At 60.2% G+C, this 16,688-nt stretch carries 13 protein-coding genes and 1 pseudogene; 1 reads left to right on the plus strand and 13 read right to left on the minus strand.

Translation table 11 applies throughout. From position 1 onward, the window contains the following. Positions 1-502 precede the first annotated feature (502 nt). Positions 503-1,581 (plus strand): annotated as a pseudogene (locus tag V3W39_RS00330) (tyrosine-type recombinase/integrase); the annotation flags it as partial. Between the two features lie 476 nt (positions 1,582-2,057). On the opposite strand, the gene V3W39_RS00335 reads toward V3W39_RS00330, so the two are convergent. The 13 genes from V3W39_RS00335 to V3W39_RS00395 all read right to left on the minus strand — a co-directional run bounded on the left by V3W39_RS00335 (position 2,058) and on the right by V3W39_RS00395 (position 16,600). After that, positions 2,058-3,485 (minus strand): aldehyde dehydrogenase family protein, encoded by a 1,428-nt coding sequence (locus V3W39_RS00335; RefSeq protein WP_330211897.1) that lies wholly within the window; start codon positions 3,483-3,485, stop codon positions 2,058-2,060. A gap of 75 nt (positions 3,486-3,560) precedes the next feature. Further along, on the minus strand, positions 3,561-5,060 hold the full coding sequence (locus V3W39_RS00340; protein ID WP_330211898.1) for a CoA-acylating methylmalonate-semialdehyde dehydrogenase: 1,500 nt from the start codon (positions 5,058-5,060) through the stop codon (positions 3,561-3,563). A gap of 79 nt (positions 5,061-5,139) precedes the next feature. Next, positions 5,140-5,499, minus strand: coding sequence for a RidA family protein (locus V3W39_RS00345; RefSeq protein WP_027620518.1), 360 nt, complete (start codon positions 5,497-5,499; stop codon positions 5,140-5,142). Positions 5,500-5,531: 32 nt separating this feature from the next. Beyond that, positions 5,532-6,566, minus strand: a complete 1,035-nt coding sequence (locus V3W39_RS00350) for a zinc-dependent alcohol dehydrogenase (RefSeq protein WP_330211899.1) — start codon at positions 6,564-6,566, stop codon at positions 5,532-5,534. 104 nt (positions 6,567-6,670) lie between these two features. After that, entirely contained in the window at positions 6,671-7,462 is a 792-nt protein-coding gene (locus V3W39_RS00355) for an IclR family transcriptional regulator (protein ID WP_330211900.1), read from the minus strand. A gap of 61 nt (positions 7,463-7,523) precedes the next feature. Next, positions 7,524-8,693, minus strand: a complete 1,170-nt coding sequence (locus tag V3W39_RS00360; RefSeq protein WP_330211901.1) for an NAD(P)/FAD-dependent oxidoreductase — start codon at positions 8,691-8,693, stop codon at positions 7,524-7,526. Then, a complete protein-coding gene (locus tag V3W39_RS00365; protein ID WP_330211902.1) occupies positions 8,690-10,171 on the minus strand; it encodes a 2Fe-2S iron-sulfur cluster-binding protein in 1,482 nt (493 codons plus the stop codon). Before V3W39_RS00365 ends, V3W39_RS00360 begins: the two co-directional genes overlap by 4 nt. Beyond that, the gene (locus V3W39_RS00370; protein WP_330211903.1) at positions 10,168-10,983 is read right to left on the minus strand and encodes an ABC transporter permease; all 816 of its coding nucleotides are present in this window, start codon (positions 10,981-10,983) and stop codon (positions 10,168-10,170) included. The genes V3W39_RS00365 and V3W39_RS00370 overlap by 4 nt, the downstream gene beginning before the upstream one ends. 4 nt (positions 10,984-10,987) lie before the next feature. Further along, positions 10,988-11,869 (minus strand): ABC transporter permease, encoded by an 882-nt coding sequence (locus V3W39_RS00375; protein WP_330211904.1) that lies wholly within the window; start codon positions 11,867-11,869, stop codon positions 10,988-10,990. Beyond that, positions 11,866-12,948, minus strand: a complete 1,083-nt coding sequence (locus V3W39_RS00380) for an ABC transporter ATP-binding protein (RefSeq protein ID WP_330211905.1) — start codon at positions 12,946-12,948, stop codon at positions 11,866-11,868. The genes V3W39_RS00375 and V3W39_RS00380 overlap by 4 nt, the downstream gene beginning before the upstream one ends. A 97-nt stretch (positions 12,949-13,045) precedes the next feature. Continuing rightward, positions 13,046-14,080, minus strand: coding sequence for an ABC transporter substrate-binding protein (locus tag V3W39_RS00385; RefSeq protein WP_330211906.1), 1,035 nt, complete (start codon positions 14,078-14,080; stop codon positions 13,046-13,048). A 13-nt stretch (positions 14,081-14,093) separates the two neighbouring features. Then, positions 14,094-15,104, minus strand: coding sequence for an ABC transporter substrate-binding protein (locus tag V3W39_RS00390; protein WP_330212306.1), 1,011 nt, complete (start codon positions 15,102-15,104; stop codon positions 14,094-14,096). 158 nt (positions 15,105-15,262) lie between these two features. Then, on the minus strand, positions 15,263-16,600 hold the full coding sequence (locus V3W39_RS00395) for an NAD(P)/FAD-dependent oxidoreductase (protein ID WP_330211907.1): 1,338 nt from the start codon (positions 16,598-16,600) through the stop codon (positions 15,263-15,265). Positions 16,601-16,688 lie beyond the last annotated feature (88 nt).

Here is a 16,688-nt window from a genome sequence, read left to right on the forward strand (position 1 = left end):
ACTTCCAAAATAACCATATCACTCAGTCACTTTATCGACACCGATCGAGCATCACCTTACATAATGCATGGTCGATATTTGAATAGTAAAAACCGAACGGCAAATCGGGGGACATTGGCCCCATAAAAATCTTGCTCCTATCTCCTCCGATAGAGGCGAAGATTCCACCCAGATCCAGTCATTTTGTAGGGGTAAAAACAACCAAAAATAAAAAAGGGTCGCTAGATAAAATCTCGCCCCCCTTGAATTATATGGTCGGGACGGAGTGATTCTAACACTCGCCCCCTAGCACCCCATCTCCTTTTTCATACTTCTTGAAAGCTTCCAAAATTTTACTCTGATTTTTCTAAGCTAGTATTTACCTGAGCTCCAGCGGTGTACTGCTCTACGAGAGCCCAGCAACGTCCATCAAGAGTCGACGTTTTTGTGGGGGTAAAATTTTATGGCCAAAATCACGATCAAAGAACTCGAGTCACTGACTGCCAACGATGCCGGCCGAATCCTCCGGAAGGTTGCGCGTAAAGACGGCAATGCCGAGCTGCAGCGCAGTTTTAACAAGGACCTTTATCCGGCACTCGGCAAGACGTCAGCCAGTAGTGTGTCCGAGCACGATATTTGGGCCCTGATCCGAGCGGTCCTCAGCCGCGGCGCTCACCGGCAAGCCATCAGTTTCTTCGCCGACCTCACCCAGATGTTCAACTGGGCCAGAAAGCGCCAACCCTGGCGGGCCTTATTGGTCGAGGGCGATCCGACTGAGCTGGTCGACATCACCCCGCTGATCCCTGCCGACTATGAGGCCGAACGAAGCCGCATCCTTTCGCCGGCTGAGCTGTTGGAACTGCATACCCGCTTACAACAAATGACCGCCGATTACAACGCCCTCCCCGCCGGCCAAAAATACAAGGATAATCGGCCGTTAGAAAAAGAAACCCAACTCGCGCTCTGGATCAGCCTGGGCACGCTATGCCGAATTGGCGAGTTGCTGCAGGCCGAATGGAAAAATGTCGATCTAGACCAGCAGACCTGGTTCCTCCCCAGCGAAAATGTCAAAGGCACCCGTGGCAAAAAACAAGACCACCATGTCTTCCTCTCCCCCTTCGCCCTGCATTTCTTTCAGGAACTCAAAACCCTCACGAGCGACTCTCGCTGGTGTTTTCCCAACAAACAGGATGATCAGCATGTTGACGTGAAAGTGGTAAGCAAACAGGTGGGCGATCGTCAGGCCCAGTTCAAAAACCGCAAGGGCCTCTCACGACGGCGTCATGACGACACCCTGGTCCTGGCCGATGGCCAAAACGGCGACTGGACTCCACATGACCTACGCCGTACAGGAGCAACCTTGAAGCAGGCCTTGGGGGTCAGCCTGGACGTCATCGATCGCTGCCAAAACCATGTGCTGGCGGGCTCGCGCGTCAGGCGCCACTACCTGCACCACGATTATGCCGAAGAGAAGAAGCGGCCTTGGAACCTGTTGGGCGATCGGCTCAGTGCCGTGTTGTCCTCACCTACGAGCACCCACCAACCGAGTCGATGATGTCTTTTCCAGCGTACGCGGCGACAGAGACGCGGACACCGTCATAGGTCGGTTGCCCCCAGCGCACTCAGGGATTTAACATCCGCGGCAATCGGTATTGTGACCTTAAATCCGCGATGAGCAAAGGTGACCGACTGCATATACACATTCGTGAGCTTCACCGTTGCGGAACTGTTCAAAAAAATATAGCAAACGCCCATGGTAAAATTGGTCCACGACATTGTTGTTTCCGACGTCGCCATCGCCAAGGCTTGCCGCAAAGCCGGCGTCCCTCTCCCTGGGCGTGGCCACTAGGCCAAATCGAAAAAGCAGCGACAACGCAAACCCAAGCCTCCCAAGGTCGAGGGCAAGATCGGATTCCAAGTGCTCGACCGGATACCCCACCCGCCAAGACTGGCACTGATTCAAACTCACCTAGCCATGGTTGCTTGCTGACTCCGTGGTGGCCGCGAGAGGCCAGGCCTATGAATGGATGAATTCATAAGCCCGGCCTCCCCCCCTCTGATGTAAGCCGCCTCGTACGTCAGTTGCCCCAGCCAACCACGCCCTTGATCTCCAGGAAGTCGTGAATACCCCAGCCAGCATACTCGCGACCATTACCGGACTGCTTGTAACCACCGAAGGGCGCAAAGGTATCCCAGCTCGGATAGTTCAGATAGACCGAGCCGGCGCGCATGCGCCCCGCCACTGCGCGGGCATGTTGGATATCACTTGATTGCACATAGGCAGCCAGGCCGTAGACGGTGTCGTTGGCGATTTCGATGGCCTGCTCTTCGCTGTCGTATGGAATGATCGCCAGCACCGGGCCGAAGATTTCCTCGCGAGCAATGGTCATCTGCGCCGTCACGTTGCCGAAAACTGTGGGCCGCACGTAGTAGCCCTTCTCCAAGCCATCCGGACGCCCCAAACCACCCGTCACCAACGTGGCGCCCTCCTCGATGCCAATGGCGATCAGGCCCTGGATCTTGGCGAACTGCGCCTCGCTGATCACCGGACCGAGGTGAGTGCTGGCGTCAAGTGGGCTGCCCGTCACCATCTGCTCGGCGGTCTGCCGGGCAATCTGCAGGGCGCGCGCGTGCTGCGAAGCCGGTACCAACATGCGGGTGGGCGCATCGCACGATTGCCCGGAGTTGGAGAAGCAGCCTTGCACGCCCTTGGCCACCGCAATGTCGAAGTCAGCATCCTCCAGCAGGATGTTCGCCGATTTCCCGCCCAGCTCCTGGGCGACGCGCTTGACCGTATCGGCCGCCGCCTTCGCCACCATGATCCCGGCGCGGGTCGAGCCGGTGAACGAAACCATATCAACCTTGGGGTGGCTTGCCATGTACTGGCCAACGTCGGGACCTGTACCGTTGAGCAAGTTGAACACCCCGGCCGGTACGCCCGCTTCGTGGAGGATTTGCGTGAAGATGATCCCGGTCAGCGGTGCGATCTCGCTGGGCTTGAGCACCACGGTACAGCCCGCAGCGATGGCTGGCGCGACCTTGCAGACGATCTGGTTCAGCGGCCAGTTCCAGGGCGTGATCAGGGCGCATACGCCAATCGCTTCACGCACGACCCGAGTGCTGCCGTGCGATTCGCTGAACTGGAATTTTTCCAGCGCGCTGATGGTCGACTCAAGGTGCGCACGACCACTCCAGATCTGCGCATCACGGGCGAAATGCAATGGCGCGCCCATTTCCTGGCTGACGGCCTTGACCAGGTCTTCGTAACGCAGGTTGTACACCCGCAGAATTTCCTTGAGCAGTGCCAGACGCTCGCCGACGCTGGTCACCGAGAAGGCCGGGAATGCCTTGGCAGCGGCCGCTACGGCCTTGTCCACATCCGCCGCATTACCCACCGCGATGTTGATAAAGGCCTGTTCGGTGGAGGGATCGATAACTTCCAGGGTATTGCCGGACAGGGCATAGGTCCATTGGCCATCGATGTAGAACTTGAGCGCGTTGTTCATGTGTTTTCTCGCCTCGACTGGGTCGCTGGGCGAGGACTATTGGGTCCTCGCCACCGTTGAAGGGATTGCGCAGGTTCAGCTGTTGCTGGGGAACGCAAACTGAGCCGCCTCATGGCTGGCACGGCGTGGCCAGCGCTGGGTGATGGCTTTCTTGCGGGTGTAGAAACGCACCCCGTCCGGGCCATAGGCGTGCAGGTCGCCAAACAGCGAACGCTTCCAACCGCCAAAGCTGTGGTAGCTCACCGGAACCGGCAAGGGCACGTTGACGCCGACCATGCCCACTTCGATCTCATCGCAGAACAGGCGCGCCGCTTCACCGTCCCGTGTGAAGATGCAGGTGCCGTTGCCATACTCGTGATCGTTGATCAGTTGCATGGCCTCTTCCAGGCTGCCAACGCGGACAATGCACAGCACCGGGCCGAAAATTTCGTCGGTGTAGATGCTCATCTGCGCGGTCACCTGATCGAACAGCGTGCCGCCGACGAAAAAGCCGTTTTCATGGCCGGCCACCACCAGGTCACGGCCGTCCACCAACAGGCTAGCGCCCTGGGCAACCCCGGCGTCGATATAGCCCTTGACCTTGTCACGCGCTGCACCGGTCACGAGTGGGCCCATGTCCAGGCCACAGGAAGTACCGGCACCGACTTTGAGTGCACGCACCTGCGGCACCAGTTTTGCCACCAACGCGTCAGCAACCGCATCGCCGACACACACTGCCACCGAGAGCGCCATGCAGCGTTCACCGCACGAGCCATACGCCGCGCCCATCAACGCACCAACAGCGCTGTCCAGGTCCGCATCAGGCATCAGCACCGCATGGTTCTTTGCCCCACCCAGGGCCTGCACACGTTTGCCGCGCTTGGTGCCTTCGCTGTAGATGTACTCGGCAATCGGGGTGGAACCGACAAAACTCAGCGCTTTGACATGGGGAGACTCGATCAGGCCATCGACTGCTTCCTTGTCGCCATGCACCACGCTCATCACGCCCTTGGGAAGGCCCGCTTCGATCAGTAACTCGGCGATATAAAGGGTCGAGCTGGGGTCGCGCTCAGAAGGTTTGAGGATAAAGCAGTTACCGCAGACGATGGCCAGTGGGTACATCCAAAGCGGCACCATGGCCGGAAAGTTGAACGGCGTGATGCCCGCCACCACGCCCACCGGTTGCAAGTCGGTCCAGGCGTCGATATGGGGCCCGACGTTACGGCTGTAATCGCCTTTCAGCAGCTCCGGTGCGCCGCAGGCGAACTCGACGTTTTCGATACCGCGCTTTAGTTCGCCCAGCGCATCTTCCGGGGTCTTGCCGTGCTCCTCGCTGATCAACTGCGAGATCCTGGCTTCGTTCTGTTCCAGTAGTTGCTTGAAGCGGTACATCACCTGCGCACGTTTGGCTGGCGAGGTGTTGCGCCAAGCGGGAAATGCGGCGCGGGCGGCGTCGATGGCTTGCTGCAAGGTGGCGCCGTCGGCCAGTGCCACTTGTTTGGTCACTGCGCCGGTGGACGGGTTGTAGACATCTGCGGTGCGCCCCGTGCCTTGCACGCGAACACCGTTGATCAGATGGGGAACGATACTGCTCATAAAACTCTCCAGTCCCGGACAGGTACATCCCGCCGGCAGCTATGAATGGCTAATGCCCGTGTGGCGGATGCAAGGCAGTTCAGGCTTTGACGGCCGCCTGCAAGGCAATTTCCACCAGAATATTGTCCGCTGCCATGTTGGCCTCGACGGTCGCTCGCGCCGGCAGCGCGTCCTGCGGCACCCACTCGCGCCAGACGGCGTTCATCGCCGCGAAGTCCTGGACCGCATGTTTGAGCCAGATCTGCGCAAACAGGATGTGCGACTTGTCGGAGCCGGCCTCGGCCAGCAGCGCATCGATGCGCGCCAGCACCTGGGCGGTCTGCCCGGCGACGTCCTGGGTACGGTCGGCAGGCACCTGACCGGTGATGTAGACGATGCCGTTGTGCACCAGCGCGTGGCTGAGCAGACCGGGGTTGGGTTGTAGTCGGGTGATGGTCATCGTGGTGACTCCTGCTAAGAAAGTGGGTTGAATCAGGCGATTTGCAGCACCGTGCGGCCGACCAGTTGGCCCTTGCGCATGCGTGCGAAGATGTCGTTGATATCGTCCAAGCGTTCGAGGTTGATCTGTGCCTTGACCAGACCACGGGCCGCGAATGAGACCGCCTCGTTCAAGTCGTGGCGGGTCCCGATGTTGGAACCGGTGATCGACAGCTCCCAACCGCTGATGCTGGAAATGGAAGCGCGCACCGTGTCGGCATCGCCACCTGGCAGGCCAATAAACACTGCCGTACCACCGGGGCGCAGCATCTTCACCGACTGCTCGAACGCAGCGTTGGCGGTGGCGGTCACCAGCACGGCGTGGACGCCGCCGGGAATCTGTTGCCTGAGGGTCTCGACCGGGTTGTCGAGTGCGTTGATCAGGCACTCGGCGCCATAGCTGCGAGCCAGTTCAAGCTTGTCGTCGGCCACATCGATGGCCGCCACGCGCAGCCCCATAGCAATGGCGTACTGCACCGCCACATGGCCTAATCCACCGATACCCATGACCGCCACCCACTGCCCCGGCCGGGCACGCGAACGCATCAGGCCACGGTAGGTGGTCACGCCAGCGCAGAGAATGGGCGCTAGGGCGTACAGGTCCACATCAGGCTCGATAGTGGCAACGAATGCTGCCGGCGCCACCATATACTCGGCGTAGCCACCCTGCTTGCTGTAGCCGGTGGATTCACGATGCTCGCAGATGGTTTCCATTCCACCGAGACAGAACTCGCAGGTGCCACAAGCGCTGTACATCCAGGGCATGCCGACCGCGGTGCCGATCGCGGGCTCGCTGACACCTTCGCCATGGGCGGCCACATGACCGGTAATTTCATGGCCGGGAATCAGCGGCAGCGTGGGCAAGGCCGACCAGTCGCCGTCGATGGCATGCAGGTCGCTGTGGCATACGCCGCAGGCGACGATACGAATCAGTATTTCGCCGGGGCCGGGTTGAGGAATCGGTACCTGTTCAATACGCAACGGTTCGCCGACGGCATGCAGAACGGCTGCCTTCATGGTTTGACTCATCGCTCTCTCCTGAAACATCCGCCCAATTTTCGGGCAATTGGACACCTATACCGCGGGCCAGCGCCGGCGGCAGGGTGTGTGGGTCGTAAGAATTCCCCGGGGCGTCAGCCCACGGGGCGTAAACTGCGCGTTGCGCTGGCGATGTTGCGCGCAGTGTTGATCACCTTGGGCGCCAGGTGTTTGCGCGCGTCCTCCAGGTTCCAGCGGCTGAACGGCACCGAGATGTTGACGGCCCCCAGGGGGTAGCCATCGGCATTGACCACCGCCGCGGCGACGCTGATGTCCCCCGCGAAATATTCTTCCTGGGCATAGGCATAGCATTCACGACGCGCCTCGGCGACGATCGCGCGCAACTGGTCCAGCTCGGTGATGGTGCTGGCGGTATAGCCCTGGCGTTCGGAGGCAATCAGAATGGCATCCGTCTCCGCCTCCGGCAGTGCGGCCAGATACGCGCGCCCTGCCGAGGTGCAGTACATCGGCAGATGACGGCCCAGCGGCATATGAATGGCAATCTGCTTGTGGCTGGGGAAACGCGCGACGTAGAGCATGTCCAGGCCGCAGGGTTCGAGCAGGTTGCAGCTCTCCTCGACATCGCGGTTGAGCTCATGCAGGTAGGGGTTGGCGCGTTCGATCAGCTCACTGGTTTGCAGATAGCCGGTGCCAAGGTCGAGAGACTTGGGCGCGAGGCGAAACCGTTTGGTGACGGGTTCCTTGTACAGGTAACCCAGCGCCTCGAGAGTAAAGGTCGAACGTTGCACGGTGCTTTTGTTCAGACCGGTGGCTTCAGCCAGTTCAATCAGGCTCATGCTCGGACGCCCGGCACGGAATGCCGTCAGGATCGATAGTCCCTTGGACAAAGCAGTAATGAAGAGTGGCGAGTCTTCTAGGGAACTCATGGGGTTATCCTTGTTGTTGCCGCGACAGGCGCGTGCATAACGATGCTGTTCATTCTGTGTTTCATTCGAAATGACTCAAGACAATGCCCGGTTCCACGACCGGCTTGTTGCATTCAAACCTGTTCACTGCAAAGGGGCGCATGCGCTCATCCACTTCGCCGCTGACAATGGCCTTGGCCAGAAATTCACCCGCTGCCGGTGCACCGGCGTGGCCATAACACCAGCCCGCGCTGACGAATAAACCCGCCAGGTCCTGGTGGGCCCCCAGTAGCGGCCCAAAATCCTTGGAGATATGCACCAGACCCGCCCATTGGCGCAAGATGCGCGCGTGCCCCAATTGCGGAAACATCTCCAGATACGCTCGCGCCGTCGCCGCCATTACCGGTACGTCGGCGTTCAGCGTGTGCTGCGGTCGTTCGGCAACTTCGGCACCGCCCACCACTTCGCCGCGTGCGGTCTGGTGCATGTAGCAGAGTCGATCCAGCAGCGCTACGGCAGGACCGATCAGTGCACGGGTCGGCTCCAGCGCCATGGCTTCCAGGCGCATCGGATAACCTTCCAGTGGCACGCCCGCCAGTTGCGCCAGGCGATTGCTCTCGGCACCGCCGGCCAGCACCACGGTGTCGCTTGCAATCCAATGCGCCCCCACCCAAACCCCGCAGACACGCCCGGCGCTTTGGTCGATGGCGGTGACTTCGGTGCGGTAACGAATATCCACCCCACGCGCTGCACAGGCTTGCCGATAGGCATACATGGCAGCATGGTGCGGCGCCACACCGCTGTCGGGCAGGTGCAGGGCCGCGCTCACCCGTCCATGGGCCAACGCCGGAAGCACCTTGCGCAGTTGTGCGGGGGTGAGCAAGCTTGAGGTGATGCCACAGGCCTTGTGCACTTCAAGCGTGCGATTCAGTAGCGCCGCCGTGGCACTGCTCTCGCCCACCATGGTGTAACCCCGGCGAGAGTACATGACATTTGCGCCCAGGCGCTTGGACAATCCCTGCCACAGGTGGCAGGAATGGTCAAAGAAGCGCGTCCACTCGGGCGAACTGAACGCACCGCGAATCAGTGTGCCGTTACGGCCCGACGCGCCGCCCTGCCAGTAACCGGCGTCCAGCACGAGAATGTCGCGCACGCCCAGCTCGGCCAGATTGAATGCCAGTGACAGGCCCTGAATACCGGCCCCGACAATGATGATCGATGCCTTCCCAGGCAAACGGTTGACGTTATTCATTGCAAAGGCTCAACTACATGGGCCAGGCCGGCCGCCTGAGCAACACTCAGAGCACGGCGTGGCGGACGCAGCGTCGGCCGGGCCAACACAGCCAGGGCGATGCCGCTACGGGCACTGACCAACGCCCGCAGCGAATCCCAGCAGGGTTGCCCCTGACAGGGTCCCATGCCACAGGAGGTCAGGCGCTTGATCACTTCCAGGTCGGTAATGCCCTGTGCCAGCAAGGCCTCGACCTCATGGTCAGACACATCGAAGCACGGGCACAACAACGCCTTGTGGCGAGAGCGCGCGGCCACCGGCAGCACCTGGTCGGCCTCCATGACCGACCCCGTTTCACGCAGGCGGCTCTGGCGTTGCTCGCGCAGTTGCAGCAAACCTTCTGCGCGGCTTTGGAAGGTCAGGCTGGCATCGGCCAGCCAGGGCCCGGCATGCACCACGGCGTCACAGGCGACCGACTTTGCGAACAGCGCCGCCGTCACCCGGCTGCGCCCCACCACCCGGCGCAAATCGTCAACCGGTCGCGCGGCGACCACCGTGACGCCCAGTTCGCGCAAGCGACTGGCCAAAGCCTCCTGGTCGCCATTGCCGACCACCACGACCCGCGCCCCCGGAGCCACCGCTTGTTCATGGGTCATGATCAACGCCGTGCGCGCATCCATCACTCCGGGCAACCATATCCCTGGAATGACCGGCGGGCAGGCACGGCGGCCGCTAGCCAGGATCACCTCCTCCGCTTCCAGGGCCAATGCACCTTGCGTCGGGTCATGGGGCGCCGCGAGCAGCAGCTCGCCTTCCCTGTAGGCGCCGAACACTTCCACGCCACTCACCAGTTGCACCCGCTCGTCCAGTGTTGGTCGAGGGTGGCCCGCCGCCTGGGCATAACGGGCCAACGATTGACCGCGCGTCACCAGTACCACGCTGCGTCCTGCGGTCGCTGCGTCATTAGCTGCGGCACAACCGGCAGGCCCACCACCGATGACCAATACATCCGCACTCATATGCCGCGCCGTCGGCACAGTCACTTCGCCTGTGCCTTCAGCCGGTTTGGCCACACCCGCGAGGAAAGCCAGGATAGTCTCCCAGCGCTGGAACAGTGCCGTACCGCTGGGCACCAGGTTGGAGTGTTCGAAACCGCCTTGAATCCAGCTGGCAGGAATCAGTCGCGACAGACGCAGCAGATCGAACCCCGGAACTGGCCAGCAGTTCTGCATTTCCACCCGTGCACCGGGCGTCACCGGCAACAGATCCAGACGCACATTCGGCACACCATTCACTCGGGCCAGAACGCCCGTGACATAGCTGCCGGAATAGCCCAGCGGTCGATGGGATTTGCGACTCCAGGCCAGCGTGCGGATGCCATTGGCCAACAACGCCGTCGCCATGCTTTCCCCCTGGCGCCCCTGCACGACACGACCGTTCCAGAAGAACTCGACCACCTCCGTGCTGGCACGCTCAAGGCGCAGATTGGCGTTGCTCATACCGCATTCCTCTTGGCCTTGCGCTGCGCCATGATGCTGATGCACAGCATGATGATCGACAGCAGGGTCATCAGCGTCGCAACCACGGCGATCAAGGGGTCGATCTCGGAGCGCAGCGAACTGAACATCCGCTTGGTCAGGGTAGAGCTGTCACCGCCACTGATAAATAGCGAGATCACCGCTTCGTCCAGGGAAATGGCAAAGGCGAACATCGCGGCGGCAATCACGGAAAACCGGATCTGTGGCAACGTCACATCAAAGAACGCCCGCAGCCGACTGGCGCCGAGGATACAGGCAGCCTGTTCCTGGGTCATGTCGTAGCTGCGCAGCCCCGCACTGACATTGATCACCACATAGGGCAAGGCCAGCAGCGTATGCGCCAGCACCAGGCCAGAGATGGTGTTGTTCAGGTCGAAGCGCGCGTAGACGAAAAACAGGCCAATAGCGATAAAGATCGTTGGCACGATCATCGGTGCCAGCATCAGGCCGCGCAGCACGCCCGAGAGGCGTGACTGGGTGACATGCAGCGAATACGCTGCCGCCGTGCCCAGGGTGGTGGCCAGCAGCATGGTCAGCGTGGCGGTGATGAGCGACACCTTGGTTGCCGTGCGCCACTCCAACGACGCGAAGTAACTGAAGAATGGCTCGATGCTGAACGACTTGGGCGGAAAGCTCAGGTACCGCGCATCGGACAGCGACATCGGTATCACGATCAGCGTCGGCAGCACCAGGAACAGCATGGTCACCAGTACCAGCAGGTACAGCCAGGAGGCGCGCACCGCCCCTGTCAGGTTCTGTTTAAATCGGCTCATGGTCTCACTCGCTGCGCCGGCCGAGGCCCGCGCTCTTCTTGACGATATACAACATAAGCAAGGTGGCTACCAACAGCACCACACCCAGCGACGACGCAGCGCCCCAGTTAGCGTACATCGACACGTCACTCTCGATCCGCATCGAAATCATCTGCACCTTGCCACCGCCCAACAATGCCGGGGTGACGTAGAACCCGAGGGTGATCACGAACACCAACGTTGCCCCGGCAGCCAGACCCGGCAGCGAAAGCGGAAGAAACACATCGCGAAAGGCACGCGATGGCGATGCACCAAAGGCCGCAGCGGCCTGGTTGAAGATCGGGTCGATGCTCTTCATCGACGCGAACAGCGGCAAAATCATGAAAGGCAACATGATGTGCACCATTCCGATTACCGTACCTGTCAGGTTATGCACCAGCGGCAAAGGGACGTCAGTAATGCCCAGGCTCATGAGCAGGTCATTGGCCATACCGCGGCGCTGCAGGATGATCAACCAGGCATAGGTACGTACCAGCAGTGAGGTCCACAGCGATACCAACAGTAGGCCCATCGCCAGGTTGGCCAGCCAGCGCGGCCCCTTGATCATGAAATACGCATAGGGGTAGCCGATCAGCACGCAGGCGACGGTGACGATGATGCTGATCTTGAAGGTCTGCACAAAGGTCAGCACATAGATTGGTTCCAGCAGCCGGGTGTAGTTCTCCACCGTCAGCTGGCCATTGGCATCGAAGAGCGAAAGCCAGAACAACCATCCGATTGGCAGCACGAACGTCAGCAGTACCAGCAGCAGCGCCGGCAGCCCCGAGCCGAACAGGTACCAGCGATTGCGTCGTTCTGCGCTACGCAGCTCGCGCGCATTGCGCGCACCCGGTTCGGCGCGGCTCATTGCTCGTCTCCCACCACCAGCGTGTCTTGCAGATGCAGCCCCAACACCACAGCCTCGCCACGAGTCGGCAGGCGGTTGCTGGCAGAGCTGCGGGTTGGCCGGCGAATGGCCACGGCCATACCCGCACCCAGGTCGATCTGCACCAGTTGGCTTTCGCCCTGGAAAATGACATCGGTGACATGGCCGTGCAGCAGGTTGCAATCGCCGGCATCGGCCGTCACGAATTGCAGCTTTTCCGGACGCACCACCAAGCTCGGGTTTTTCAACCCGGCGGTGACGCTTGCTGCGCGCAAGGGGCGGCCCTGAAACTGGACCTGGCCGTCCTGCAGCGTGACAGGCAGGCAGGAGGACTCGCCGACGAATTCGGCGACAAACCGGTTCGACGGGCGCTCGTAAAGATTAATCGGCGTGTCGACCTGACGAATCCTTCCCTTGCTCATCACCGCGATGCGGTCCGACATTGTCAGTGCTTCGCGCTGATCATGGGTCACGTAGACCACGGTCATACCCAGGCGCTCGTGCAGGCGGCGCAGTTCCAGCTGCATGGTTTCGCGCAAGCGCTTGTCGAGGGCCGAAAGGGGCTCATCCATCAGTAGAATCTTTGGTTCAAATACGATGGCGCGGGCCAGGGCGATACGCTGACGCTGGCCGCCGGACATTTCGGTGATGCCGCGTTCAATCAGATGATTCAGCTCCACAGTGGCCAGCGCCTGTTCGACCCGTTGGCGGATGTCGGCACGACTGTAGCCGCGCAGCTTCAGCGGATAGGCCACATTCTGAAACACGTTCATGTGGGGGAACAGCGCATAGCTCTGGAACATCATGCCGACATCGCGCTTGTGCGGAGGCTCGAAGATCATCTCACGGCCGCTAAAGCGAATACTGCCGGCATCGGGGCGGACGAACCCGGCCAACGCCATCAACAGCGTGGTCTTGCCGGAGCCGGAGGAGCCTAGCAAGGACAGGAACTCGCCGCTCTTGATCGACAGCGAGACATCATCCAGCGCAGCAAAGTTATCGTAGGTCTTGGTCAGGTTCTCGATGTCGATGGACATCGAAAGTTTAGGGTCTTCAGACATGCTCACACTCGGCACAAATCGGACGCTTTGCGTCCTTTTTATCGTAGATCGGGCGCCATGGGCGCCCCACCCCACTTCTCAAACCACCCGCAACAGATCAGTTGGCAAGGAACAAGGCGAACCGCTGGCGAACGGTTTCCTGATTCTTGACCCACCATTCGGGAGACACCGCGACCACCTTATCGATGTTCTGCGGCGACGTCGGCAGGCGCGCAGCCAATTGCTCGGTAATGATTGGTAGCTCGTAGGCCTTGGCATTCACTGGCGAGTACGGAATCAGCGTGGCCAGGGTCGCCTGACTTTCAGGTTTCATTATCTGGGCAATCAGCTTCATCGCCAGCGCCTTGTTCGGTGCCCCCCTGGGAACGATCAGGCAATCATGGCTCAACAGCGCACCGTCGAAACTGTAATCGACTGCTTCGCCGCTGGCCTTGACTTCACTGACCCGGCCGTTCCAGATCGCCAGGAAGTCCACTTCACGACTGCGCAACAACTGCGCCGAGTCGGCACCGGCGCTCCACCAGTTGACCACCTGGGGCTTGATACGCGTGAGCACCTTGATCGCGCGCTCGACATCCAGCGGATACAGGTCCTTGGGCGCCACACCATCACCCAGCAAGGCCGCTTCCATGGTGAGCCAGGGCTGACGGTACAGGGCGCGTGCGCCCTTGACCTGCGGGTCGAAGAATTGCTGCCAGTTCTTCGCCACGGGGGCTCCGCTGTCTTCAGCCCAAGCCACCACCGTGGCGTACGCATGACTGGCAATCCAGTGGCTACTGACCACTGTCTTGTCGACATGCGTGGCATCGATCACCGAATAGTCCAGCGGCTCGACCAGCCCTTCCTGTTGGGCCTGGGCGCACTCGGTACTGCCCAACTCAACCACATCCCACTTCGGCTTGCCCGACATCACCTGCGCACGAACGGCGGCCAGGCCATCCATGTTGTCTTCCTTGATCGTGACACCCAGCGCCTTCGCGGCGGGCTCGAGATAAGCTTTGCGCTCCGCGTCCTGCAACGCACCGCCCCAACCGGAGAAGGTCAGGCTATCCGCCAGCACAGAGGAACTTGCACCCACTGCCAACACCGCTGCAACTGCACCCTGCAGGAAGTTTTTCTTGATGATATTCATAGGTATGGCCTTATCAATTCTGGATGAACAGGTCAAATCGACGCTGGACTTCAGCTTGGTGCGCCTGCCACCAGACCGGATCGAAGAATATAACTTTGTCAATGTTGGCCGGGGCAGTCGGCAAGGTGGCAGCCATCGCGGCGGGAATAATGCCGGTATCGTAGGCCTTTACGTTGATGGGCGGATTTGGAATCAAGGTCACCAGGTTCGCCTGGCTATGGGGCTTCATGATTTCAGCCACCAGTTTCATCGCCAACTCCTTGTTCGGTGCACCCTTTGGCACGACCACACAGTCGTAGTCGACCAACGCATGGTCATAGGTGTAGTCGACGGCATCACCGGAATGCTTCAGCTCGTCAACCCGGGACGCCCAAATCGCCAACGCATCCACTTCGCGGCTACGCAGCAACTGTGCAGAATCGGTACCGCTGCGCCACCAGTTGACCACTTGCGGCTTGATGCGCTCCAGAACCTTGAAGGCACGATCAACATCCAGCGGGTAAAGTGCCTTGGGCGATACACCATCGGCAATCAGTGCCAGTTCGAGCGTGGTATAGGGTTGCCGGTACATGGCTCGCGAAGCTTTTACTTCGGGGTCAAAAAAGGCTTTCCAGGTTTTCGGCGTGTTCTCGCCCGCATCGTTCGCCCAGGCCAGCACGGTGGAATAGGCGTTACTGGCAATCCAGTTCTTGCCGTAGAAATTCGCGGCAACGCCATCAGTACTGATTACCGAGTAATCCAGCGGTTCGGTCAGCCCTTGCTCCTGCGCCATCACGCAATCATTTGAGGCCAGTTCGACCACGTCCCACTTCGGCTTGCCCGACATCACCTGGGCGCGCACCGCAGCCAGGCCATCCATGTTGTCTTCCTGAATCTTGACCCCCAACGCAGCTTCCGCCGGTTTGAGATAAGCCTTGCGTTCAGCGTCCTGCAACGCCCCTCCCCAACCAGCAAAGGTGACAGCACCTGACGCCTGCGCCTGGGCAACGGAACACAAGGACATGGCAAACGCCACACCCGCCATTCGTTTATTGATTGATCGCATTTTCAACTCCTGAGCTTATTGTAGTTAGACAGTTGAATCGAACGCCGGGCGTTGCTGCCCACCTGCTAGTTGTTATATCGGGAGACGTTTTCCGCCATCCTCTCTTGTCTATTTTTGAAGCCGCCACACGTGTCTGTTTATTGCGCATCCTTGAAACGATACCAGGCGTACGCCAGCCGTTGCCCCAAGCGCAGGAACGGCTGAAACGGAAAACGATTGGGACTCTTGTGGAGAAAATCGATTGCGGTGGGCCTTGAATCACCCATCACCATTTGAGCCAGGCGCTTGCCGGTCTGCACGGAAAAAGACACGCCGCTACCGGCGTAACCGCCGCCGGAAAACACGTTGTCCAGGCCCGGCACCTTACAAATGAACGGCAACGAGTTTTCGCTGACCGCGACCCAGCCGCCCCAGTTGTAATCCACCGCTATGCCCCGCAATACCGGAAATTTGCGGCACAGTGCGTCATGCAGGTTTTGTCGGTGCTGGGGGTTTTCTGCGTCGCGACCGGTGATGGCGCTGCGCCCGCCAAACAGAATGCGATCATCCGGTAAGCGGCGGTAATACGAGAGCAGATTGCGCGTATCAAACATGCACTCACTGCCGACCAGGCTCTGTTGTTTCTCGTCAGAGGTTAAAGGACGCGTCACGATGATTTGCGAGTGAACCGGGAGCACCCGTCCGGCGGTGGCCTTGTTCAGCGCCCCGGAGGTATAGCCATTCGTGGCCACCACCACCTGGCGTGCGGTCACCACCCCGCCCGGCGTCACCAGACGATGGCGGCCGTTGTCGCTGCGCCAATCGATCACGGGCGAGGCGGTATGCACCTTGACCCCGGCAGCGCGAGCCATGCGATGGATACCCCAGGCCAGCTTCAGCGGATGCATCGAAAAACCGTCGGGCATGTAGAGCCCACCGAATGACTCGGCGCCGCCATGCACGACACTCACTTGCGCGTCACTGACAAACTTTGCACCGTACTTCAATACGTCGTTATAAAGACCCACTTCACGCTTGAGCCCGTCCACATGGCTTGCATGGCTGGCGACCTTATAGACGCCATCCGGTTGCACGTCGCAATCGATCTGACCTTGGCGAATCAGAGCACGCACGGTGTTCAGACCCGCTGACATTTCCTCGAAATAGGCTTTTGCCCCGCTTGCGCCATAGCGCTGGATCAGCTCCGCCAGAGGCACACGACCACCTGAAATCCGAGCAAAACTGCCATTGCGACCACTGCACCCCCACGCAACCTGATTCGCCTCCAGTACCACTGCGCGAATTCCATGCTCACGGGCCAAATGCAGCGCACAACTCAGGCCCGTATAGCCGGCACCAATGATCGCCACCTCGACCTCCATAGCCCCGCTGACCGGGCCATCATCCAGGGGAGCAGCACCTGCGGTATCCGCCCAATAGGATGCTGAATGTGGCATTCCGACGCCAGGATGAGCGTTGACCAGAGGATCGTACAATTTATTCTCCGTATCGCTGTGCGATTCACAAATATCACTTAACTGAAATACTCATGCATTTAATGATTCATGTCAAACTATTATCGGA

Source organism: Pseudomonas sp. Z18(2022) (assembly GCF_036346535.1).
GTDB lineage: Bacteria > Pseudomonadota > Gammaproteobacteria > Pseudomonadales > Pseudomonadaceae > Aquipseudomonas > Aquipseudomonas yamanorum_A.